General features: G+C 60.1%; 20 protein-coding genes and 2 riboswitches. Of the genes, 13 read left to right on the top strand and 7 right to left on the bottom strand.

Annotated elements, in window-relative coordinates; genetic code table 11:
* Positions 1-100: 100 nt before the first annotated feature.
* Positions 101-640: a metal-dependent hydrolase gene (locus IGB42_RS17010; RefSeq protein ID WP_159673882.1), complete on the top strand. Its 540-nt coding sequence runs from the start codon at positions 101-103 to the stop codon at positions 638-640.
* On the opposite strand, the gene IGB42_RS17005 is transcribed toward IGB42_RS17010, so the two are convergent.
* Positions 637-1,707, bottom strand: coding sequence for a hypothetical protein (locus IGB42_RS17005; RefSeq protein WP_159673880.1), 1,071 nt, complete (start codon positions 1,705-1,707; stop codon positions 637-639). The genes IGB42_RS17010 and IGB42_RS17005 overlap by 4 nt on opposite strands.
* 638 nt (positions 1,708-2,345) lie before the next feature.
* Between IGB42_RS17005 and IGB42_RS17000 the strand changes: the two genes are divergently transcribed.
* Together IGB42_RS17000 and IGB42_RS16995 are read left to right on the top strand one after the other, a co-directional pair.
* On the top strand, positions 2,346-2,756 hold the full coding sequence (locus IGB42_RS17000) for a hypothetical protein (protein ID WP_159673878.1): 411 nt from the start codon (positions 2,346-2,348) through the stop codon (positions 2,754-2,756).
* Positions 2,757-3,011: 255 nt separating this feature from the next.
* Positions 3,012-3,410 carry a tetratricopeptide repeat protein gene (locus IGB42_RS16995; RefSeq protein ID WP_159673876.1) on the top strand — a complete coding sequence of 133 codons (399 nt, stop codon included), beginning with the start codon at positions 3,012-3,014 and terminating at the stop codon, positions 3,408-3,410.
* 410 nt (positions 3,411-3,820) lie between these two features.
* On the opposite strand, the gene IGB42_RS16990 is transcribed toward IGB42_RS16995, so the two are convergent.
* Positions 3,821-4,723: a helix-turn-helix domain-containing protein gene (locus IGB42_RS16990; protein WP_159673874.1), complete on the bottom strand. Its 903-nt coding sequence runs from the start codon at positions 4,721-4,723 to the stop codon at positions 3,821-3,823.
* Positions 4,724-5,108: 385 nt separating this feature from the next.
* Positions 5,109-5,285, top strand: a riboswitch (TPP riboswitch).
* Positions 5,286-5,328: 43 nt separating this feature from the next.
* On the opposite strand from IGB42_RS16990, the gene IGB42_RS16985 reads away from it, so the two are divergent.
* Positions 5,329-6,600 (top strand): cytosine permease, encoded by a 1,272-nt coding sequence (locus IGB42_RS16985; RefSeq protein ID WP_159673872.1) that lies wholly within the window; start codon positions 5,329-5,331, stop codon positions 6,598-6,600.
* Between the two features lie 63 nt (positions 6,601-6,663).
* Here IGB42_RS16985 and thiD read toward each other — a convergent pair whose 3' ends face one another.
* From thiD to thiM, 3 genes are read right to left on the bottom strand one after another with little or no spacing between them, the layout of a single operon-like run.
* A complete protein-coding gene (gene thiD / locus IGB42_RS16980) occupies positions 6,664-7,503 on the bottom strand; it encodes a bifunctional hydroxymethylpyrimidine kinase/phosphomethylpyrimidine kinase (protein WP_159673870.1) in 840 nt (279 codons plus the stop codon).
* On the bottom strand, positions 7,500-8,153 hold the full coding sequence (gene thiE, locus IGB42_RS16975; RefSeq protein ID WP_159673868.1) for a thiamine phosphate synthase: 654 nt from the start codon (positions 8,151-8,153) through the stop codon (positions 7,500-7,502). Before thiE ends, thiD begins: the two co-directional genes overlap by 4 nt.
* On the bottom strand, positions 8,150-9,001 hold the full coding sequence (thiM, locus tag IGB42_RS16970) for a hydroxyethylthiazole kinase (protein WP_159673866.1): 852 nt from the start codon (positions 8,999-9,001) through the stop codon (positions 8,150-8,152). The genes thiE and thiM overlap by 4 nt, the downstream gene beginning before the upstream one ends.
* 38 nt (positions 9,002-9,039) lie before the next feature.
* Positions 9,040-9,142: riboswitch (TPP riboswitch) on the bottom strand.
* A gap of 136 nt (positions 9,143-9,278) precedes the next feature.
* On the opposite strand from thiM, the gene IGB42_RS16965 reads away from it, so the two are divergent.
* The 7 genes from IGB42_RS16965 (at position 9,279) to IGB42_RS16935 (ending at position 13,778) form a co-directional block, all read left to right on the top strand.
* On the top strand, positions 9,279-10,280 hold the full coding sequence (locus IGB42_RS16965; protein ID WP_159673864.1) for an LLM class flavin-dependent oxidoreductase: 1,002 nt from the start codon (positions 9,279-9,281) through the stop codon (positions 10,278-10,280).
* A gap of 58 nt (positions 10,281-10,338) precedes the next feature.
* On the top strand, positions 10,339-10,509 hold the full coding sequence (locus tag IGB42_RS16960; RefSeq protein ID WP_159673862.1) for a hypothetical protein: 171 nt from the start codon (positions 10,339-10,341) through the stop codon (positions 10,507-10,509).
* A complete protein-coding gene (locus IGB42_RS16955) occupies positions 10,493-11,263 on the top strand; it encodes a hypothetical protein (protein WP_159673860.1) in 771 nt (256 codons plus the stop codon). Before IGB42_RS16960 ends, IGB42_RS16955 begins: the two co-directional genes overlap by 17 nt.
* Before the next feature lie 143 nt (positions 11,264-11,406).
* On the top strand, positions 11,407-12,282 hold the full coding sequence (locus IGB42_RS22020; RefSeq protein WP_159673858.1) for a hypothetical protein: 876 nt from the start codon (positions 11,407-11,409) through the stop codon (positions 12,280-12,282).
* A 165-nt stretch (positions 12,283-12,447) separates the two neighbouring features.
* Positions 12,448-12,918, top strand: a complete 471-nt coding sequence (locus tag IGB42_RS16945; protein ID WP_159673856.1) for an SRPBCC domain-containing protein — start codon at positions 12,448-12,450, stop codon at positions 12,916-12,918.
* 25 nt (positions 12,919-12,943) lie between these two features.
* Positions 12,944-13,417 carry an SRPBCC family protein gene (locus IGB42_RS16940; protein ID WP_159673854.1) on the top strand — a complete coding sequence of 158 codons (474 nt, stop codon included), beginning with the start codon at positions 12,944-12,946 and terminating at the stop codon, positions 13,415-13,417.
* Between the two features lie 10 nt (positions 13,418-13,427).
* Complete coding sequence (locus IGB42_RS16935; protein ID WP_201799984.1) at positions 13,428-13,778, top strand: helix-turn-helix transcriptional regulator; 351 nt, start codon at positions 13,428-13,430, stop codon at positions 13,776-13,778.
* 61 nt (positions 13,779-13,839) lie between these two features.
* Here IGB42_RS16935 and IGB42_RS16930 read toward each other — a convergent pair whose 3' ends face one another.
* Positions 13,840-14,055: a DUF4287 domain-containing protein gene (locus tag IGB42_RS16930; protein ID WP_159673850.1), complete on the bottom strand. Its 216-nt coding sequence runs from the start codon at positions 14,053-14,055 to the stop codon at positions 13,840-13,842.
* A 283-nt stretch (positions 14,056-14,338) separates the two neighbouring features.
* On the opposite strand from IGB42_RS16930, the gene IGB42_RS16925 reads away from it, so the two are divergent.
* Together IGB42_RS16925 and IGB42_RS16920 are read left to right on the top strand one after the other, a co-directional pair.
* A complete protein-coding gene (locus tag IGB42_RS16925; RefSeq protein ID WP_159673848.1) occupies positions 14,339-15,502 on the top strand; it encodes a two-component system response regulator in 1,164 nt (387 codons plus the stop codon).
* Between the two features lie 29 nt (positions 15,503-15,531).
* Positions 15,532-19,572 carry a response regulator gene (locus IGB42_RS16920; protein WP_159673846.1) on the top strand — a complete coding sequence of 1,347 codons (4,041 nt, stop codon included), beginning with the start codon at positions 15,532-15,534 and terminating at the stop codon, positions 19,570-19,572.
* Here IGB42_RS16920 and IGB42_RS16915 read toward each other — a convergent pair.
* A complete protein-coding gene (locus IGB42_RS16915; RefSeq protein WP_159673844.1) occupies positions 19,569-20,456 on the bottom strand; it encodes a LysR family transcriptional regulator in 888 nt (295 codons plus the stop codon). The genes IGB42_RS16920 and IGB42_RS16915 overlap by 4 nt on opposite strands.
* Positions 20,457-20,554: the final 98 nt, after the last annotated feature.

Here is a 20,554-nt window from a genome sequence, read left to right as displayed (position 1 = left end):
GCAGCCGGCGCTGGCAGCGCAGGTGCATACCGTTGCGCCGGCTGGCTCGGGCCAGCCGGCCATGTACTGTCTACCAGCCATTGATATCGGGCATTGAATCATGATCATCGGGCACCTGCCCGCCGGCTACGTGCTGGCCAAGCTCAGTTACCGCAAGTTCAGCGGGCAGATCGGCCATTACCGCTGGTATATGTTCTGGGGGCTGTTCGGTGCCGTCGCGCCCGATCTGGACATGTTCTATTTTCACCTGATTGATCACCGCAGCACGCATCACCACCGCTATTTCTCGCATTTCCCGATTTTCTGGCTTGGGCTGCTGTCGGGTGCACTGCTGCTGTATGCCAACACACGCACCCGTTCCCGCTTGGGCATCTACGCAGTGCTGTTTACCGTGTCCGGCTTTATTCACCTGTTGCTCGATAGCATCGTTGGCGATATCTGGTGGCTGGCACCGTTTATAGACCGGCCATTTGCGCTGGCCACCGTGCCGGCGCTCTATCACCCCTGGTGGCTCAACTTCCTGCTGCACTGGTCGTTCGGGCTGGAGCTGCTGCTGGTGGCGTGGGCGGGCTATCTCTGGTTCAAGAAGCCGGCAGCCTCTCCTGTGGCAAACCCGCAGGCCAAGGTTGGTAACGCCTAATTGGCGGGCAAGGTCAGCAAGGGCGCATTACCCTGGTTGCCCGATTCCAGCAGCCGGTAAATCACCGCCATCGCCATCATGATGGTTTTGGAGCGCCGGTCGTCAGCAGCAATCCAGTACCAGTGACTGCGGTAACGCACGCTCACTGCCGCATCGGCGGGCTGGGTTTCACCGCTGTGGATATGCATGCGTTCCGGCACCTCGCCCGGCGCCCGCATGGGCACCAGCTTGCCGGCTACATGCGCAGGCGGCAGATCGATCTGCTCGGATTGGGAGATCAATACCTGCATCAGCGAATAGGTATAGATGGCAACTTCGCCGCGCTGCCCGGCCAGCAGGCCGGCGGTGATGGGCAGTTCCTGCATATCAGAGGGCAGGTCCAGCAACTGATGCAATGTAGCCAGATGGCTGGCCGCTGCTGCGGTGGCCGGTTTGCGCAGCATGATGAATAGCGATTGCGCTTGTTGCCCGCGCTTGTGGATGCGGAATTCGATTGCGCCTTCATCCTGCAACTGGCGCATCAGCGTTTTGAGTTCCGCGTAGCGCGGGTCTGCCGCCAGCGGGTGGTCCAGCCGCGGTAAGCGGTTCTGGATACCGTTGACCGAGCGCACCAGCATTTCCAATACCGCATCGGCCGCCCAGCCGGATTGGATCAGCGACAGCACTGCGTCGATGGGCACCGGGGCCATCACTGCGCGGGCAAAGTGCTCGCCACCCAGCGGCGAATAAGTGACGGTAGGGCGGTCAGCCAGCCTGGCGCTGCTGCCCAGGCTCATGAAGCCGGCGGTATCCTGCGGGTGGATTTCGCCGCCCACGCTCACTTCGCGCGTCAGCTCGTAGCTGCCCACGATCTGGCTGACTTCCACAAAGCTCGGTGCTTCCGCATGGCGTGCCCGCACGATATTGAGCAGCAGCTGTTCTTCCAGTGATTGCGCGGCAGACAGCGTATAGCGCAAGCGATCATCCACCAGCGTGGTGGGGCCGATGCTGGCGCACGCTGCCAGCAGCAGCACGCTGGAAAGCAGCAGGCAACGCTTGATGCGGGGCATGGGGTCGATACGTGGCATGGCATCCGGGAAACGAGCTGCAACAGCCTCGATTGTGCCCAAATCATGACCGGACGGCTGTTCCGGCTTGACGTGGTGTTGTGCACATGACAATTACCGCACCCGCTGAGGAATATCTGCTCCAGCCAGATACTCATGGGGATGTGTAGCGGAAAGTTCAGCTCGGATCTGCATGATTTACAACCGTGAGTGTCGCTAGAGGCTGACCGTTGGGCGAGGTGGTCGCCGATAGGTGGCGTTTATATCCAATAGGACCAGCCATTGTTGGCTATCGGGTCGTATCAGTTTACACGGCATCCTTGTTGCGCCGATCCACTGTGCCGCACGCAGCATCAGCTGTCCATCAGCGAGAGCTGGTTCTGAGGTGAGGCAAACATGCCCGCTAGCATCCATCACGAACGCGTAAAACCGCAATTCAGGACAAGTTTTTCTGGTAATTCTTTGGCATTGTTCATGTTCTGTTCCGGAAAAAATATTCAAATACGCCGGAAAATCTGATTAACCTTGTTGATTGGCTAGACCCACAGATATTGGAGGGATGCAAGTTATCGGTCCGGAGGCGTTATCAATCCGGGCTGATCAAAATGTTACCAAACGTGCTTTGGTAGAGAGATTTTGCGTGGGCTAAACCGGTGCAGATGCTAGATATTTTATCGCAAGATGCCAAAGATAATCTGCCCCAAGGGTTGAGTGGATGGTTTTTTGTACGCATTCATAACCTGGAATTGAAAATGGAAGACAATAACCCTCAAGGTTCCGAAGACGACCTTCCCTGGAGAGTTTTTCTTAGAATCGCGATCAGTCTTTATTTGATCAGCTTGCCCGCATGTACACGGGATGGTCAGCACTTTGGCCCTGGATTCATGGTTGCTATGGTTGCATTGATACTGGTGCCGCTTTTCGCTGTCCTATCAACAGTCGACATGATATTTGCATGGAGAGAAGTGCATAGAGATAGTTACAATACTTCTGCGCGTACAGGTGCGATTTTCAGCAGCATGATTACACTTGTATATTGTGGGGTCATTGCATTTGTTTTGTTTCAATAATGGGCGTGATTGCTATTTGTATCACCTTCTATATGTTGATTAATCTATGAGAATTGTTTGAATTTTTTGTTGCTCCAGTCTTGAAATGGTTTTGCATAAAATCGAATTGCATGCGTATCGCGAGAGCTGAAGTGCGCTTGTGTGACAGCCAGAGTTGCGAGGGGTTCGATTGGAGTTGCATATTGCGTGGCTATTGATCTGTTCGATTGAAGTGTATTCATGATAATTGTGAAATTGTCAGAGGGGGTAATCATCATGTTTGGGATATTCAAACGTAAACAATCGGAAATCGAATCATCTGGCCAAAGAGCATTGGCTTTCTTTCAGGGCAGTGATTATGAGCGTGCGCTCAGGGAAATAGATCGTTGTATTGAAATTGCACCAGAGCTGGGGATGAGTCATCGCTTCCGAGGGGAAGCGTTGTTTGCGCTGGAGCGTTTCGAAGAAAGCATCATGGCTTTCAGGCATGCCGAGCAACTCGGAGGGCAAGGTACTGAGGAGGTTTTTTTCTGGAGAGCACTAGCACATGCTAATTGTGGGCGTTTTGAAAAGGCAGAGGCGATTTTGCGGGAATTTATACGCTCTCCCAATGCTGCGCATCATATGGTGGAGAAATGCAATGATGCGATACAACATTTCAAAAAAACATATTGAATGATGTGTAAGAAATGCACCGCAGAGATTTGTTTGACAGAGGCTGCATATCTTAATGAATGCTTCGGCTCGTACGGACCTCTATGGTGATGAAAAGGATGCGGAAATATTCAAGTTGTCCCAAAATTGATTTGGCGTTTTTCTGATATTTTCCGATGCTGATAAGTGTGGCTTGAATTGAAGGTGAAATGGTGTGAGGTTGGGGATTTATAGCATAAGAATCGATTGAATGTGGGTGGGTTTTTCTGAAAAATATGATTGTTCGAAAATGTAATGTTTTGCCGATTTTATATATCCGGATCGGAGAGCGGCCAGATTTTTAATGGAATGATTTACGGTGCTGGAAAACTGATGGTTTCAAAGCTGATTGTGCTTGATCGAATTAGAAAAAGCCCCGGTTTCTTGCTCATCTAATAGCCACTGGGCTTGACCGGTAAAAGCAATTTTCCGCTATGCAGGTCATTTTTCACTTTGCCGATGGCCAAATAGGGCCTACTGGCGTCAAGTATATAGTTGCGCTGTCGATCCAGCCACAGATCGTGCATCCAGCGCCAATGCGGAATTGAGCCGGCATAAGGCATGCAAGCATACTCACCGCCAACGATGACGCCGGTTTGAAACCCCGGGGGCGGATTTTGGAACTGCTCGGGAACAACGTTAAGTATGCCAAAATCAAACATCAGCAATGCTGCGGGCACCAATCCATTATCCTCACGTACAACAGCGCAATATGAGACTACATCGGATAGTGTGGAAAATTCGGCATCATCGATGATTTCATGAACAAGATCACGTTTCAGTGTGTAACAAACTTCACCAATCCAGCGTTTGTAGATATAGGAAAAAGCGTGCAGTTTTTCAATATGGATCAAGTTAACCGGAGTAGGCTCCAGCGCTTCCGACCAATGTAGCCAAGTCGGTGCGGTTCCGCTCTTAGCCGGACTGGAAGATTGATAGCGGTTTGCGTCCATGAAACTACGCCAGGCACCGTGGCGCCAGTCGCGGGCGCAATAGCCAAACTGCTGACGAAAAGACTTGGCAAAGGATGCGCTATTGGCAAAGCCGCTTTCCAGTGCAATTTGTGTTATCGAACTGGATTCGTGACGCACGCGCATGCCTGCGATGAGCAACTTGCGCCGACGAAGATATTCAAAGGGCGATTGGCCGACTTGTTCGGAAAAAAGGCGTTCAAAGTGATACTTGGAGTAATTGGCACGACGGGCCAAGTCATCAAGATTGTAATCCTGATGCATCTTCCCTTCCAACCAATCCATTGTATTGAAAATGCGCTTGGCACTGAAGAGACTGTCCATCCTGAAAATTCCTGAGGCCCCAAAAAAATGACAGAAACATTTGGCGGTGCTGCACGTTCGGGTACAAGCCATCAACTGTGGACTACGAGCCGCTAAAAAACTATTTGCCACGTTGCCCGGGAGTGCCTGGTTTCAGTTGCCGTTTGTGCTGTACCTTCTGCGTTTCGCATCTCACTGTCATGCTTTATCAGCAGCACTTCGCCGGCCAAACCTCACCGGGTGTTGCTACCGGCTGCCCAATAGCCATCCCTGCCAAGTCTGCTTCAGGCAATGCGTGATGCGGGGAAGGCACCCTCAGGAAACAAGCTGCAACAGCCTCGATTGTGCCCTAATCATGACCGGACGGCTGTTCCGGCTTGACGTGGTGTTGTGCACATGACAATGTCGCACCCGCTCGGGGTGCCGGTAAGGAAGCACCCGTCAGCTTGCATACGCACCGCTTCGTCGGCCGCCTACGCAAAAAGCTGACGGATTTTCCACACCGGCTGAGAGGCGGCCACGCTGCCAACCCGTAGAACCTGATCTGGGTCGCGCCAGCGTAGGGAAGCATCTGTCCATCTTCCTGTCGCACCTGATCAATTTGTTGAACTCATCAGGAAGCGGCCATGTCCGGCAATATCGTCAATACCGCGCTCGAAGCGGTATCCCCCGCCGAGCGCAAGCTCGGGTTTTCCGATCATCTCGCCCTGTGGGGCAGCCTGGGCGTTGGCCTGCTGGTCATCCAGGCAGGCACCTTCCTGGTGCCGGCGCTGAGCGCCGCGCATGCCATGGCCGCCATCGTGCTGGGCTCGCTGATCGGCGTGTCGCTGCTGGCCTGGGTGGGCTGGCTGGGCGCGCAATCGGGGGTATCGAGCGCCGGGCTGATCTGGCCTGCACTGGGGCGCCGCTTTGCCACGCTGCCGGTGGCGGCCAACGTGCTGCAGCTGCTGGGCTGGTCGGTGTTTGAAATCATCGTGCTGCGTGATGGCTTGTCGGCCATTGCCCGGCAGCAACTGGGCATCGATAGCCCGGCAGTGTTCACCATCCTGACCGGCCTGTTGCTGCTGGGCTTGCTGCGCTTGTCCATGGTGGGCATCGTGCGCCAGTTCATCCGCCGTGCCGGCCTGATCCTGATGCTGGTGGCACTGGGCTGGCTCACCGTGCGTTTTGCCGGTGAAGTGGCTACGGCGGGCTGGGCGGCATTCTGGGGCCGCGCCGGCGATGGCAGCATGGGCTTTGGCGCTGCGGTCGATCTGGTGGTGGCCATGCCGATCTCGTGGTTGCCGCTGGTGGCCGATTACACCCGCTACAGCAAGAATAGCCGCAGCGTGGTGGCCGGCATCGGCATCGGCTACACCGTGGCCAATATCTGGTGCTTTGCGCTGGCCATCCTGATCGCTGCAGTACACCCGGGCGGCGACATGATCGCCACCATCATGCTGGCGGGCAGTGGCGCGCTGGCCCTGGGCTTGCTGTTGGTCGACGAAGTCGATAACGCCTATGGCGATTTGTATTCGGCCGCTGTTTCCAGCCATGGTTTGCTGCCTAAGCTGCCGGTAGGCGCCTATGGGCCGCTGCTGGCCATCGTGGCCACGGTAATTGCGCTTACGCTGCCCATCCAGGATTACCAGGGCTTCCTGTACCTGCTGGGCTCGGTCTTCGTGCCGCTGTTCGGCGTGGTGATTGCGCACCACGGCAAGCACCCGCTGGCGCCGTCCGCCACCACACCAGCCATCGTCTGGCCGGGCGCATTGGCGTGGCTTGCCGGTATTGCCGTCTACCAGCTGATCAGCCGCCTGGCGCCGGATTGGGGCGCATCGCTGCCAGCGCTGGCGGTGGCATTCGTGCTGTACCACGTGCTGGCCAGCGCGGGCTTGCGCCGTTTGCAGGCCGCCTGAGCGGCATTGCAATAAGTCGATGACGCTGCAAGGGAAAAGCCGCACGGTAGTGCGGCTTTTTCTTCAGTTGGCGCTTTGCAGTATGCGCATCGGTCGTGGTGCGTAACCGTGATTGAGCGGCCCATGGCCGCCGCCGGTGGTCACCTCCGCACCATGGGCAATCGCACCGCTGATGTATGCGCGGGCTGCGGTAATCGCCTCCAGCAGCGGCAGGCCCAGCGCACTATGCGCGGCAATGGCGGATGATAAGGTGCAGCCGGTGCCATGCAGGTTGTTCGATGCAATGCGTGGCGCCTCCAGCACGCTGCTGTGCCCGTCGGCCGCGACGAGGATATCGCATACCGTTTCACCCGCCAGATGCCCGCCCTTGGCCAGCACCGCCTGGCAGCCCATGCCCAGCAGGCGCAATGCTGCCGTTTGCAACTGTGCACGCTCGGTAATCGCCACAGCATCCACCAGCAGAGCCAGTTCATCCAGATTGGGCGTGACCAGCGTGGCCAGCGGGAACAAGGTATCCACCATGCGGCCTATGGTGGCATTCTCGATCAGCCTGGCACCACTGGTGGCCACCATCACCGGGTCCAGGATCACCGTGGCCGGCCGCCATTGCAGCAGCTTGGCGGCCACCACATCCACCACTTCCGGTGCGTGCAGCATGCCGATCTTCACCGCATCCACGCCGATATCGCTGAATACCGCATCCAGCTGCGCTGCCAGAAAATCCGCTGGTACCGCGTGTATGGCGGTGACGCCCAGCGTGTTCTGCGCGGTCAGCGCCGTAACGGCGGTCATGCCGTAGCAGCCGAGCGCGGCGAAGGTTTTCAGGTCGGCCTGTATACCGGCACCGCCGCCGCTATCCGATCCGGCAATGGTCAGTACGCGCGGGTAATGTTGCTTGGTCATGTTGTCCTGTTCCCGGGGAGGAGGGCTGCCAGCTCCGCGGCGGCTGCACGCGGCGATGGCGCGCTGCAAATGGCGCTGACCACCGCAATGGCATCCGCACCGGCAGCCAGCACGCTGGCGGCATTGCCGGCGTGGATGGCACCAATGCCGACCAGCGGCAGCCTGGTGATTTCACGTACCGCCGCCAGCCCGGCCAGCCCCCATGGCGCACCGGTATCTGGCTTGGTGGGGGTGGCAAAGATCGGGCTGATACCCAGGTAATCCACATCCAGCCGGTTGGCCAGCAGCAATTGCTCCGGCGTTTCCACTGAAAGGCCGACAATGGCATCGGGCATGGCGCGGCGCACTTCCGCCACGCTGATATCGCTCTGCCCGATATGCAAGCCATCTGCCTGCACCGCCAGCGCCACGTCCAGCCTGTCATTGATGATGAGCGGCACGCCCAGTGGCGCCAGCAGGGCCTTCAGCGCGTTGGCTTTTGCGATGAATGCGTCGGCCGGCAGATGTTTCTCGCGCAGCTGCACGCAGCGCACCCCACCCGCCACCGCCTGCATCACCACATCCAGCAGGTTGCGGCCCAGGCAGGCTGCTTCATCGGTCACCAGATAGAGCGCCAGTGCGCTGCGATCGATTCTGGGCGTACGGGTCATTGCGGATAACCTTCCACACGCAGGAACGATGCCAACTGGTCGCGGGTAAGCAGTTGCAATGCATCCAGCCACGCGGCCTGCAGGCTGCCCACACCCTGACCACGTTCGCGTACTTTTTCAGCGGCGATTTCACCGGCGATGGCCACCAGGCTCATTGCAGAAATGGTGGCGCGCCATGCATCGGGCTGTACTGCGCAAAACGCGCCGACCAGCGCACTGGCCGAGCAACCGGTGCCGGTCATCCGCGTCAGCCATTCGTCGCCATTTGCCAGCTCTGCCACACGGCCGGTGGCGTCGATCACGTAATCGATCTCGCCGCTCACGCACACCACGCTGCCGGTGCGCGCGGCCAATTGGCCGGCAGCTTCAATGGCATCGTGCGATGCATTCTGGCTATCCACACCCTTGGTGTTGGCGGCAAAGCCGGCCACCGCCATGATTTCGGATGCATTGCCGCGTATCACTGCCGGCGTGGCGGTTTCCAGCAGCACCGCCAGTGTTTCATTGCGATAGGCAGTGGCACCCGCGCCAACCGGATCGAGCACGATGGGTGTACCCACTGCCTTGGCCGCGCGCATGGCGGCGTGCATGGCATTCACCCAGTGATCGGACAGCGTGCCGATATTGATCACCACGGCACCGGCCATGCGGGCAAAGTCGGCCACTTCTTCGGCCGCGTGCGCCATCACCGGCGAGGCACCGGCAGCCAGCAGTGCGTTGGCACTTACGTTCATCACCACGTAATTGGTGATGTTGTGCACCAGCGGGGCGTTGTTGCGTACGGCTTCGATATCCTGCCAGATCAATTGGGCGGCCTGGCTGGGCGAGGACGAAGCGGAAGAGGGCATGGTGGTTCCTAAGCGGGAACCGGGCATGGGGCGGGGAACAGCTGATACAGCGGCTTCCCTACGCCGGCATGATCCGGGTCAGGTTCAACGGGTTGGTAGCAGCCTACCTCTCAGCCATGACAGGCACCCCGAGCAATGGCTGAAAATCGCATGTGCAACGCATGATGTCAATGCTGGTGCCATCCTGCCTTGATCAAAGGCAAAACCCTGTTGCCCGCGCGGTTGAATCCTGTGCGATCGCCTGCACGTAAACAGGATCGAATCAGGAGTGCGGGCAATGAAAACGCTGGCGGAAACGGCTTTCTCGGTACTGGATCTGGCAAGCATCAAGCGCGGTGGTTCCGCAGCAGAGGCGTTTGCGCGTACTGCAACCCTGGCACGGCATGCCGAGGCACTGGGTTACACACGCTATTGGCTGGCCGAACATCACAACCTGGCCGGGGTGGCCAGCTCCGCTACCAGCGTGCTGATCGGCTTCGTGGCCGCCAATACCCACAGCATAAGGGTCGGTTCGGGCGGAGTGATGCTGCCCAACCATGCGCCGCTGATCATTGCCGAGCATTTCGGTACGCTCGAATCGCTATATCCGGGGCGCATCGACCTGGGCCTGGGCCGTGCACCCGGCACCGACGGCCTGACCGCGCGCGCGTTGCGCCGCCACCTCAGCAGTGACGAAAACGAAATGGCCGAATTGCTGGCAGAACTGCGCGGCTACTTCAAGCCCGAGCGCCCCGGCGAGCATGTGCGGGCCATTCCCGGTGAGGGGCTGGATATTCCCGTATGGCTGCTGGGCTCCGGTGCATACAGTGCGCAGCTGGCCGGCATGCTTGGGCTGCCGTTCGGCTTTGCCAGCCACTTTGCACCGGATAACGTGGTGGCCGCGCTGGATCTGTACCGCCGCAGCTTCCGGCCCTCAGCTACCTTGCAACAACCGTACGTACAGGTGGGCATGAACGTGGTGGCTGCCGATACGCAGGCACATGCAGAGTTCCTGGCCACCTCGCTCAAGCAGCGCTGGCTGCGCATGATCCGCAACGAGCGTGCGCCGCTTGATCCACCGGTGGCAAGCATGCAGGGCATCTGGAACGAGCGCGAGGAAATCCTCGTCAATGCCCGGCTGGCAGCCACCGCCATCGGCGACGCTACAACGGTAGGCCGGCAGATGCAGGATTTCATCGACCAGACGCAAGCGGACGAAATCATCATCTGTACCGATACCTTCGACGAGGCTGATCGGTTGCGCTCGTACGAGATCGTGATGCAGGCGAAAGGGGCCTGATGCGCGGCTGGCAAACCCCAAAAAATGGCGCGGGGCCATGTGGAGGATGGCGCATGGCATGATGGCCACGGTTACAAAAAATACTGCGCTGGTGAACGGCTTACCCGGTTTGCTTTCCGGTAGATTTCGTCTCTCTTGTTTTAGCCTGCATTTTGTAATGCCCGATCAGGCAAATCAGGCGGTACCGCTGTCCATGCTTTGGAAACAAACCGATGAATGCCGATTTTGAAGTCCCGTCCCGTTTCTGCCTTGCCGCACTTCTGCTGCTCGGCCTGGCAAGCTGCGGTGGAGGCGGTAGTGGGTCGGCTACACCCAGCCCGGTGCCGACCGTCGCCCCTACGCCAACGCCACACCCCCTGCCGCTGGCAAGCGCCTGTTTCAATCCCGTCCTGTTCCAGGCTGGCAGTCATTGGGAGCTGAACTACGAAGAGCGCGATGCAACTGGCAAGCTGGTTGGCAGCCCGCCGGAAAATGAAACGGTTTCTGTCGGCAACCTCGACGGCAAGCCGGCGCTGGTCATGACCAGCCGGTCGGGTATCGAGACCGATTCCCGTTACTTTGCGCTGCGCGATGGCAACGTGATCGAAACCTTGGCTGATGAAATCTTCATTTTCGGGCCAATTCCGCTCGGCTCACATGCAACATATACGCCGGCAAAGCTGGATCGGCGCTGGACATTGGCAAGCGGACAGGCGGACAGCTTTGGCTATACGGCGGCTACGGTATCCGATGTTGCCGGCTCGCCAGGTGAACCAACGTCTTTGGCCGTTTCCGGCGTGATCAGCTATCTGGGTGAGGAGAAAATCACCGTGCCTGCAGGCACCTTCAATACCTGCAAATTCCAGACCATAACCGCCAGTACAACAGTGACCGAGTGGTTTACCACAGCCGGTATCGTCGCAAAAACCACGACGGTCGATGCCAGCGGCACCTTGCAGCGGAACCTGGTTTTTGGCGCGGTCAACGGTATCGCCATTCAGTAGCATAAGCGCTTCGATTCGTATCGTGCTGTGCAGATCGGGCTTGTATCCGGTATCTCTGCTTTCTATGTTTGTGGGGTCAGTCAGTACACTGAAGTCAGAATGTGTACGGCGACTCGTCAACCCGAGATACTGGAGCAAGAACAATGATCATTTCACCTGTACGGCTCGCTCATGGCCTGGCGTTGGGCACTCTGGCCTTGTTGGGCCTTGCCGCCTGCAACAGCACCGATGGCGATCCCTTCGCCCCGACGCCCACGCCAACCCCCGCGCCAGCGGCCACCCCGACACCCGCGCCGGGAGCTACCCCGACACCTACGCCAGGGGCTCCCACGCCGACTCCCGCTCCGGGCTCCTTCACACCTACACCCGCACCGGGTGCAGCCAACGACTGCGCCAACCTGGCACTGTTCCAGGTCGGCAGCAAATGGACGCTCAACTACCAGATCACCGGCCTGCAGACCGGCACGTCTGTATCCACAGCCGAAATCACGCAGAGCACCACCTTTGCCGGCCACAGCGCGCTGGAAACCAAGGTGGATACCACCACCACCTATACCGGCCTGCCAGCGGCCACCACATCGGTGAAGAGCTATTCGGCGCTGCAGAGCGGCAATGTGGTGGAAACCTATGGCAATGTCGCCGCGATCACCTCGCCGCTTGCCGGCACGATCACGTCCACCTACACGCCACCGTTCCTGAACCGCATATGGACGCTGGCCGTGGGCGAGAGCTACAGCTACCAGTACAACAGCGTATCCGTTACCCAACTGACCGGCTTGCCGGATACGACTGCCAGCAGCAATGTGGCCGGTACCGTCAAATACCTGGGCAAGGAATCGGTATCGGTGCCTGCCGGCACCTTCAATACCTGCAAGTTCGAGCTGGTATCGGGCACCACCACCACCACCGAGTGGTTTACCACTTCGGGTCTTGCCGCCAGAACCACCACGGTCGATCCGCAAGGCACGCTCACGTTGAGCCTGACCTCCGGCACCGTCAACGGCGCAGCACTGCAATAGCCGCACGCTTCAGCATTGCAACACAGGGCCCGCGCAATGCGGGCCTTGTTTTTGTTGGCCTCATTATTACAATGTGATCTTTAGTGCAACTAAATGGTTGCATTTTTGTGCGGCAAGTCGCATGATGAATTGCGCAACAATATGGTTGCATAAAGGAGCCAAGCCATGAGCCATTTCCAGCAGTCACTCACCATCGACGCCACCCCGGCAGCGGTCTATGCCGCGCTGACCACCCCCGCCGGCCTGCAGGGCTGGTGGACAAAGGATAGCGATGTCGATGCCGCCAACCAGCTCGGCGGCTTGTTGCAGTTCCGCTTTGGCCCGCACTACAAGCAGATGCGGGTGGAGCAACTCGAGCCCGGCCGTGAAGTGCGCTGGCTATGCACGGTGGCGCATCTCGATTTCGATCATCTCAAGCGCCAGGATGAATGGGTGGGCACGCAAGTGCATTTCCACCTTACCCCGCAGGGCGCCAACCACACCCGGCTGGATTTCGAACACATCGGCCTTGTACCGGCATTCGAGTGCTACGATTTGTGCCAGGGCGGCTGGCAGCATTTTCTGGCCAGCCTGCAGCAATACGCGCAGACCGGCCAGGGCACGCCTCATGAAAAAGCGCTGGCCACCGCACAGTGATCCCCCGGCAAGGAGAGACACCATCATGACTACAGTGACAGAAACCGATCGCATCGAACGCAGCATCGTCATCAACGCGCCGCGCACGCGGGTGTGGCAGGCGCTATCGCATGCGGAAACCTTTGGTACCTGGTTTGGTGCCCGGCTGGATGGTCAGGCCTTCGCGCCCGGCCAGCGCACGCGCGGGCAGATCTCCGCTTGCGGCTTTGAAAACGTGTTTTTCGACGTGGTGATCGAGCGCATCGAGCCCGAGCACCTGATGTCCTATCATTGGCACCCGTTCCCGGTAGACCCCACCGTGGATTACGAGCAGGAGCACCCCACGCATGTGGTGTTCACGCTGCGCGATGCCCCGGGTGAGGCCACCTTGCTCAAGGTGGTCGAATCCGGTTTCGACCGGGTGCCGCTGCACCGTCGCCAGGAAGCATTCCGCATGAACAATCATGGCTGGGTAGGCCAATTGGGCAACATCGATCGCTATGTCACCAGCCAGCAATAAGCCGCAACACTTGGGCCAGCGCAGTGCTGCCGCCATCGTGGAGTCGAGCGAGGCGCTGGCCCATGTGTTTGCCGCGCTGGGTGATCCCACCCGGCTTAAACTCGTCGCCGCGCTGTGTGCCGGTGGCGCGTTTTCCATTGCGCAGCTCACCGCCAATACGGATATCAGCCGGCAGGGCGTTACCAAGCACCTGCAGGTACTGGCCGAGGCGGGCGTGGTGCGCGATGTGAAAGTGGGGCGCGAACGCCTGTGGCAGCTCGACCCGGCTCAGGTGGAAGCCGCCCGGCAGACGCTGGAAGCCATCGGCCGCGAGTGGGAAGTGGCGCTCGGCAAGCTCAAGCTGTTTGTGGAAAGCAACTGAACGCTGTTGCCGGTACACGGACCTACGTATTGCCCCGGCTACGCCGGCCGGGGCCGATGCATCAATCCTTGCGGCCAGCCAGGTAATGCGCAACCAGCGCATTGGCATGCCCATGACCGAGCTGGTGTTCCGTTTTCAGCCACGCCACCATTTCCATATGCTTGCGCTCGCCCAGCGTTTCCAGCAAACCCAGCCAATAGGCGATGGGATGGCCGTATTTCTGCTCGATGGAAGGAAAGTAGGAGGCTGGGCCTTTTACCTTTTCGGTTTCGGTCATGTATTGTGATCTCCCGAGTGGGCTGGATGTTTTCTGGAAACACGTAAATTACACCAGCTTTGCGTATTTTTGTCTGCTTGTGCCGGTTCGTTGCAAGTACCGGTGGGCATGACCAGCGATCCGGGTGGTGCCCGGTACGCATGCCTATACCCCACGGCCCTGCTCTGATACGACTCGTGCGTTGTACTCAGGCCGGCCTGACGGCCAGCCCTGGATGGTCTAGCCTGTATCCAGCAACGCGATAATAACAACCTGCAGAACAGGTCGCGTCCAAGAGGAAACCATGCCACGCCCGTTCGGCTTAGCCCACAAGCCCACCATTCTGATTGTCGACGATACGCCGGACAATCTGTTGCTGATGTCCAACCTCCTCAGGGAGAGTGATCAGTACATCATCAAGGCTGCCAACAATGGCGAAAAAGCGCTGCGTATCGCCCAGGCCGATCCGCCGCCCGACCTGATCCTGCTCGACATCATGATGCCCGGCATCTCCGGGCACGAGGTGGCGCGGATACTGAAAGCGGCACCCGCCACGCGGGATATTCCCATCATCTTCCTGACCGCCATGGCCTCGACCGCCGACGAAACGCAGGGGCTGGAAATGGGTGCCGCAGACTACATCACCAAGCCGATCAGCCCGCCAGTGGTGCTGGCCCGCGTGGACACCCAGCTCAAGGTCAAGGCCGCGGCCGACTTCCTGCGGGACAAGAACGATTATCTGGAACAGGAAGTGGCCCGGCGCACGCTGGAAGTGATGGCCATCCAGGATGTCACTATCCACGCCATGGCCTCGCTGGCGGAAACACGCGACAACGAAACCGGCAACCATATCCGCCGCACCCAGCACTACATCAAGGTGCTGGCCGAACACCTGCGCGATCACCCGCGGTTCCGGCATTTTCTTGACGACGAAACCATCAAACTGCTGTTCAAATCCGCGCCGCTGCATGACATCGGCAAGATCGGCATTCCCGATCGCATCCTGCTCAAGCCGGGGCGGTTTACCCCGGAAGAATTCGAGATCATGAAAACCCATACCACGCTGGGCCGCGATGCCATCGCCCATGCCGAGCAACAACTGGGCATGGATGTCGGCTTCCTGCGCCTGGCCAAGGAGATCGCCTATGGCCACCAGGAAAAGTGGGATGGATCGGGCTACCCGGAAGGCAAGGCAGGCGACGACATCCCCATCTCGGCGCGGATGATGGCGGTGGCAGATGTTTACGATGCGCTGATCAGCCGGCGTGTCTACAAGGAAGGCATGTCGCACGATGAGGCATTGCACATCATCCGCGAAGGCCGTGCCACGCATTTCGATCCGGACATCTGCGATGCCTTCCTGGCCTGTGCCGAACAGTTCCAGCATATCGCCGCGCAATTTGCCGATTCCGACCACGATATCGCGCAGAAGGCTGCCGCCCTGCAGCACATCGCCGGTTCCCACTGATCCCTGCCCGCCGGCCGTCTGGAGCCCCCATGCGTTCACCTTTGCAGATGCTGGAGCGGCTGCCGCTTCGCCATAAACTGATCGTCGGTTTCGTTTCCCTGTTGCTGCTGTCGCTTGCGCTGGGCATCCAGAGCCTGAAAACCCAGGCTGACCTGAACCGGGATCTCAACAGACTGCATGAAGAGGGCGTGGTCGGCATTGCCCGGGTGCAGGAAGCCAGAATTCATTTCTCCCGCACGGTCTTGGCGGTGCATCGCGCCGTCGGCGCAGATTCGGTGGGCGAGCGCGATAGCGCATTGCAGGAAATGGATGATGCAACCGGGCGCGTCCGGCATGCCATCGAGCTCACCCGTCCCACCCTGTTCAAGCAGGCAAACATGGAGCGGCTGGCCCAGTTCGAAATATTGCTGGCCCGCATGCAGCGCACCACCTCCGCAGCACTGGATCTGTCCAGACAAGGCCTGCCCGAGGAAGCTGCATCGCTGATCGAGAGCAGCTCTTTCAAGGAACTGGACCGCAGTGCGGATCAGTTGCTGGGCGAGATCGTTACCGTCAAGGAAACCGGCGTCCTTGATACCACGCAGGCTGTCCAGCACTTCGCCAGCACCAGCAATGCACTCACCTATGCGCTGCTGCTGGGTGGCATCGGGCTGGCGCTGGCCTTTGCCTGGCTGATCAGCCTGTCGATCCGCCGCCCTATCGGCAGGGTCAGGAGCGCGGTCGAAGCGCTGGCGGCCGGCAAGCTCGATCTGGTGATTCCGCATACCGATTACCAGAACGAAACCGGGGATCTGGCGCGTGCCATTGCCTCGCTGCAGGCCGAATCGATCCAGCTGGAGGCCCAGCGCTGGATCAAATCGCAAGAGGCGATGATCCAGACCGAACTGCAGCAGGCCAATACCCAGGAAGAACTGGCGGCACAGTTCTTCCTGCACCTCGCACCTTTTCTCAACCTGGGCCAGGGGCTGCTCTACCGCTGGGAAGAAACCCGCCGGATGCTGGTACTGGCCGGCAGCTATGCCATCGGCGGCAACCATGCGCCAGAGCAGGAAATTGCAGCCGGCGTGGGCCTGCTGGGCCAATGCGCCAAGGACAAGCTGCCCAGATCGGTGCTGCAGGCGGCAGATGGCGATTGGCGCATCCATTGCACGCTGGGCGATATCGTTCCCAGTGAGATCATGGTGGTGCCCATCATCAATGGCGACAAGCTGACTGGCGCACTGGAGCTGGCCTATTTCGATTCGCCGGGCAGTACCGCCAGATCGTTGCTGGAGCAGATATTGCCCCGCCTGGCACTCAGCATGGAAATACTGGATCGCTCGCTGGCGGTGCAGCGCCTGCTGGAACAAACCCGGCAACAGGCCGATGCCATGGAGGCGCAAGCGGCGCTCATGGAAGAGCAGGCGGTCGAGCTGGAAGCGCAGCAGGCCGCGCTGAGGCAGACGGAAACCTGGTACCGCGGCATCGTCGAATCCGCCCCCGATGGCATGCTGGTGGTGGATGAAAGCGGCAGGATCATCCTTGCCAACACCCAGCTGGACAGCCTGTTCGGCTACGAAGCGGGCGAGCTGATCGGGCAGTCGATCGATCAACTGGTACCGGCATCGGTGCGGCCCCGCCACGGCGAGCTGCGCAAAGGCTTCATGGCCGACGGCGGCACGCGCCAGATGGGCAGCGACCTGATGGATCTGCAGGGCGTGCGCAAGGACGGCAGCCAGTTTGCGGTGGAGATCGGGCTGGCGCTGCTGCCCTCGCTGGGGGAGCGGGGGCGGTGCGCCTGTGCCTCCGTGCGCGACGCCAGCGAACGCAAGCGCGCCGAAGCCGAAGTGAAGCGCGCGCGCGAAGCCGCCGAAGACGCTACGCGCGCCAAGAGCGAATTCCTGGCCAACATGAGCCACGAAATCCGCACCCCGATGAACGCCATCATCGGCATGAGCCACCTGGCGCTGCGCACCGATCTGGACAAGAAACAGCGCAACTACATCGAGAAAGTGCACCGCTCGGCCGACAACCTGCTGGGCATCATCAACGACATCCTCGATTTCTCGAAGATCGAGGCGGGCAAGATGAACATCGAGCAAGTTGATTTCCGCCTTGAAGACGTGATGGACAACTTTGCCAGCATGATCGGCCTCAAGGCCGAAGACAAAGGGCTGGAACTGCTGTTCGACACCCCGTCTTCGCTGCCGACTGCGCTGGTGGGCGATGCGCTGCGCCTGGGCCAGATCCTGATCAACCTGGGCAACAATGCGGCCAAGTTCACCGAGCGCGGCGAGATCGTCATCGGCGTCGAAACCGTGGCACAGGCTGCCGATTCGGCCGAGCTGCATTTCTGGGTGCGCGATACCGGCATCGGCATGACGCCCGAACAGTGTGGCCGCATGTTCCAGTCGTTCAGCCAGGCCGACAGCTCCACCACCCGCAACTACGGCGGCACGGGTCTGGGGCTTGCCATCTCCAAGCGGCTGGTTGAATTGATGGACGGGCGCATCTGGGTGGAAAGCGAAGCCGGCAAAGGCTCCACCTTCCATTTCCACGCGCGCTTCGGCCTGCAGCAAAACGCGGCGCCACGGCGCATGTTCAAGGCAGATGAGCTGCTGGGCCTGCGCGTGCTGGTGGTTGACGACAACGCCAGCGCACGCGAGATCCTCTCTACCATGGCGCGCAGCTTCGGGCTGGAAGTGGATGTGGCGAACGACGGCGCCTATGCGCTGCATCTGTTGGCGGACGCGGAGCGCAAGGGCCTGCCTCACGACTTGGTGCTGATGGACTGGAAGATGCCCGGCATGGACGGGCTGGAAACCGTATCGCAAATGCATGCCGGCGTGGTCAGCGACGTACCGTCGGTGATCATGGTGACGGCATTCGGCCGGGACGAAGCGCAGGAAGAGGCCGCCCGCAGGCAAGTGCAGCTGTCATCGGTGCTGACCAAACCGGTCACGCCATCCACGCTGCTGGAAGCCATCGGCCAAGCACTGGGCAAGGGCCAGGTGACCGAAACGCGCTCGACCGAGCGCGATGACCAGAGTAGCGCCGACATGGCGCGGCTGGCCGGCGCCCGCGTATTGCTGGTGGAAGACAACGAAATGAACCAGGAACTGGCCGGTGAATTGCTGACACTGGCCGGCATGGATTTCACCATTGCCGGCAATGGCCAGATCGCGCTCGATCTTCTTGCTCGTGACGATGCCTACGATGGCGTACTGATGGATTGCCAGATGCCGGTGATGGATGGCTATGCGGCAACCCGCGCAATCCGCGCGCAACCGCGCTTTGCCCGCTTGCCCGTCATCGCCATGACGGCCAATGCCATGGCCGGCGATCGCGAGCAGGCCATCGAAAGCGGCATGAACGACCATATTTCCAAGCCGCTGCATGTGGCAACGATGTTTGCCACCATCGCAAAATGGATACAGCCTTCCTCCCCGCGCAGCAGCACCGCAGCAGCAGAAACCCCGCAGGCGGGCGCGCTCCCGCCGCTACCCGGTATCGACCAGATAGCAGGCCTTGCCACCAGCATGGGCAAGCCCGATCTGTATCAGCGCATGCTGCTCAAATTCCGGGATAGCCAGCAGGGCTTCCCGCAGGCATTTGCCCAGGCGCTGGCATCGGGCGATCAGCAAACCACCATCCGGGTAGCGCACACCTTGCGCGGCACCGCCGGCAATATCGGCGCCCTGGTGCTCGCAGCATCTGCGGCCGAACTGGAAGCCGCCTGCAAGCAGACCATGGCGCATGCGGTGCTGGCACCGCTGGCCGATGCGGCCGGCACAGCGCTGGCTACCGTACTGGACGGCATCGCCATGATCGAACCCGCCGGGCAAGCCATGCCGGCCAGCAAACCGGCCCTGCCACTACGGCAAGCCCGGCAAATCGAACCATGCCTGCAGGAACTCAAACGCATGCTGGCGGAAAGCAACACCGATGCGCTGGATCTGCTGGACGAACTGGAGGCGCTGGTGGCAGGCACCCCTGCAGCAGCGGCCTTGCGCAAGGTAGCCGGCAAGATCGAGGCTTTCGACTTTGATGAGGCGCTGGCACTGCTGGAGACGGTTCCGTTTGGCAGCTAAGTGCAAATAGCCTTCACGCACTCCCGCAGCCAGCGGTGGGCCGGATCGGCGTCGTGGCGCGGGTGCCACAACATCGATACCTTGATGTCCGGCACGGCAACCGGCAACACGAAGCTATGCATGCCATCGCGCAGGCAGCCAGTGTGGCGCTCCGGCACCGTGGCAATCAGGTCGGAAGCGCGCGCAACCGCCAGCGCGGTCGAAAACCCTGCCACTGCCGTGGCAATGTGCCGTTCAACCCCGCCCAGCAGCAATGCATCGTCGATGGCGCCCTTGTCAATGCCGCGCCGGCTTACCCCCACATGCCGCCCGGCCGCATAGCGCTCCGCAGTCACCGCACCCTGGCAAAGCGCATGCCCTTGCCGCACCACGCCGACAAAACGGTCCTGGAACAATACACGGGTGCGGATTTCCGGGCTGGTGCTGTCTGCCACCACGCCGGTTTCCAGGTCTACCGTGCCGTCCCGCAGCAGCATGCTGTCCCGGTCCAGCTTGGCCACAAAGCGCAGCAACACCCCGGGGGCCTGTGCATGGGCAAGGGCGATCAGCCGCGCGCCGAAGTTGTCCACGAAGCCATCACTGCTGCGGATTGCAAAGGTGCGCACCAGCCGCCCAAGATCAGGCTGTTCTGCAGGGCGCAGGATGGCTGTTGCATCCTCGACCACCAGCCGTACCCTTTCACGAAGTTCGAGCGCGCGCGGTGTCGGCACCAGGCCACGCCCGGCGCGCACCAGCAACGGGTCACCGGTTGTCTCGCGCAGCCGCGCCAGCGCACGGCTCATTGCCGACGGGCTCAGCTTCAGCCGCCGCGCGGCACGCGCCACGCTGCCTTCTGCCAGCAATACATCCAGCGTGATCAGCAGGTTGAAGTCGGGCGTCGTCATCTGCCCACCATAGCACGGCAGTGTCGATATATGGCGTTGCATGCAGGTATTTATTGCAACTGCTGCGTCTTCCGGTAGGTGTGGCGGCGGCGTAGGCT

This window comes from Andreprevotia sp. IGB-42 (assembly GCF_009848685.1).
Taxonomy (GTDB): Bacteria; Pseudomonadota; Gammaproteobacteria; order Burkholderiales; family Chitinibacteraceae; genus Andreprevotia.
Note: the sequence above shows the minus strand (reverse complement) of the source record. Positions and strands in the feature narration are given on the sequence as shown.

What these genes read in the sequence shown, in the direction of transcription:
- IGB42_RS17010 (WP_159673882.1), top strand. Translation starts at nt 101, where the DNA reads ATGATCATCGGGCACCTGCCCGCCGGCTACGTGCTGGCCAAGCTCAGT.
- IGB42_RS17005 (WP_159673880.1), bottom strand. Translation starts at nt 1,707, where the DNA reads ATGCCACGTATCGACCCCATGCCCCGCATCAAGCGTTGCCTGCTGCTT.
- IGB42_RS17000 (WP_159673878.1), top strand. Translation starts at nt 2,346, where the DNA reads ATGCTAGATATTTTATCGCAAGATGCCAAAGATAATCTGCCCCAAGGG.
- IGB42_RS16995 (WP_159673876.1), top strand. Translation starts at nt 3,012, where the DNA reads ATGTTTGGGATATTCAAACGTAAACAATCGGAAATCGAATCATCTGGC.
- IGB42_RS16990 (WP_159673874.1), bottom strand. Translation starts at nt 4,723, where the DNA reads ATGGACAGTCTCTTCAGTGCCAAGCGCATTTTCAATACAATGGATTGG.
- IGB42_RS16985 (WP_159673872.1), top strand. Translation starts at nt 5,329, where the DNA reads ATGTCCGGCAATATCGTCAATACCGCGCTCGAAGCGGTATCCCCCGCC.
- thiD (WP_159673870.1), bottom strand. Translation starts at nt 7,503, where the DNA reads ATGACCAAGCAACATTACCCGCGCGTACTGACCATTGCCGGATCGGAT.
- thiE (WP_159673868.1), bottom strand. Translation starts at nt 8,153, where the DNA reads ATGACCCGTACGCCCAGAATCGATCGCAGCGCACTGGCGCTCTATCTG.
- thiM (WP_159673866.1), bottom strand. Translation starts at nt 9,001, where the DNA reads ATGCCCTCTTCCGCTTCGTCCTCGCCCAGCCAGGCCGCCCAATTGATC.
- IGB42_RS16965 (WP_159673864.1), top strand. Translation starts at nt 9,279, where the DNA reads ATGAAAACGCTGGCGGAAACGGCTTTCTCGGTACTGGATCTGGCAAGC.
- IGB42_RS16960 (WP_159673862.1), top strand. Translation starts at nt 10,339, where the DNA reads ATGATGGCCACGGTTACAAAAAATACTGCGCTGGTGAACGGCTTACCC.
- IGB42_RS16955 (WP_159673860.1), top strand. Translation starts at nt 10,493, where the DNA reads ATGAATGCCGATTTTGAAGTCCCGTCCCGTTTCTGCCTTGCCGCACTT.
- IGB42_RS22020 (WP_159673858.1), top strand. Translation starts at nt 11,407, where the DNA reads ATGATCATTTCACCTGTACGGCTCGCTCATGGCCTGGCGTTGGGCACT.
- IGB42_RS16945 (WP_159673856.1), top strand. Translation starts at nt 12,448, where the DNA reads ATGAGCCATTTCCAGCAGTCACTCACCATCGACGCCACCCCGGCAGCG.
- IGB42_RS16940 (WP_159673854.1), top strand. Translation starts at nt 12,944, where the DNA reads ATGACTACAGTGACAGAAACCGATCGCATCGAACGCAGCATCGTCATC.
- IGB42_RS16930 (WP_159673850.1), bottom strand. Translation starts at nt 14,055, where the DNA reads ATGACCGAAACCGAAAAGGTAAAAGGCCCAGCCTCCTACTTTCCTTCC.
- IGB42_RS16925 (WP_159673848.1), top strand. Translation starts at nt 14,339, where the DNA reads ATGCCACGCCCGTTCGGCTTAGCCCACAAGCCCACCATTCTGATTGTC.
- IGB42_RS16920 (WP_159673846.1), top strand. Translation starts at nt 15,532, where the DNA reads ATGCGTTCACCTTTGCAGATGCTGGAGCGGCTGCCGCTTCGCCATAAA.
- IGB42_RS16915 (WP_159673844.1), bottom strand. Translation starts at nt 20,456, where the DNA reads ATGACGACGCCCGACTTCAACCTGCTGATCACGCTGGATGTATTGCTG.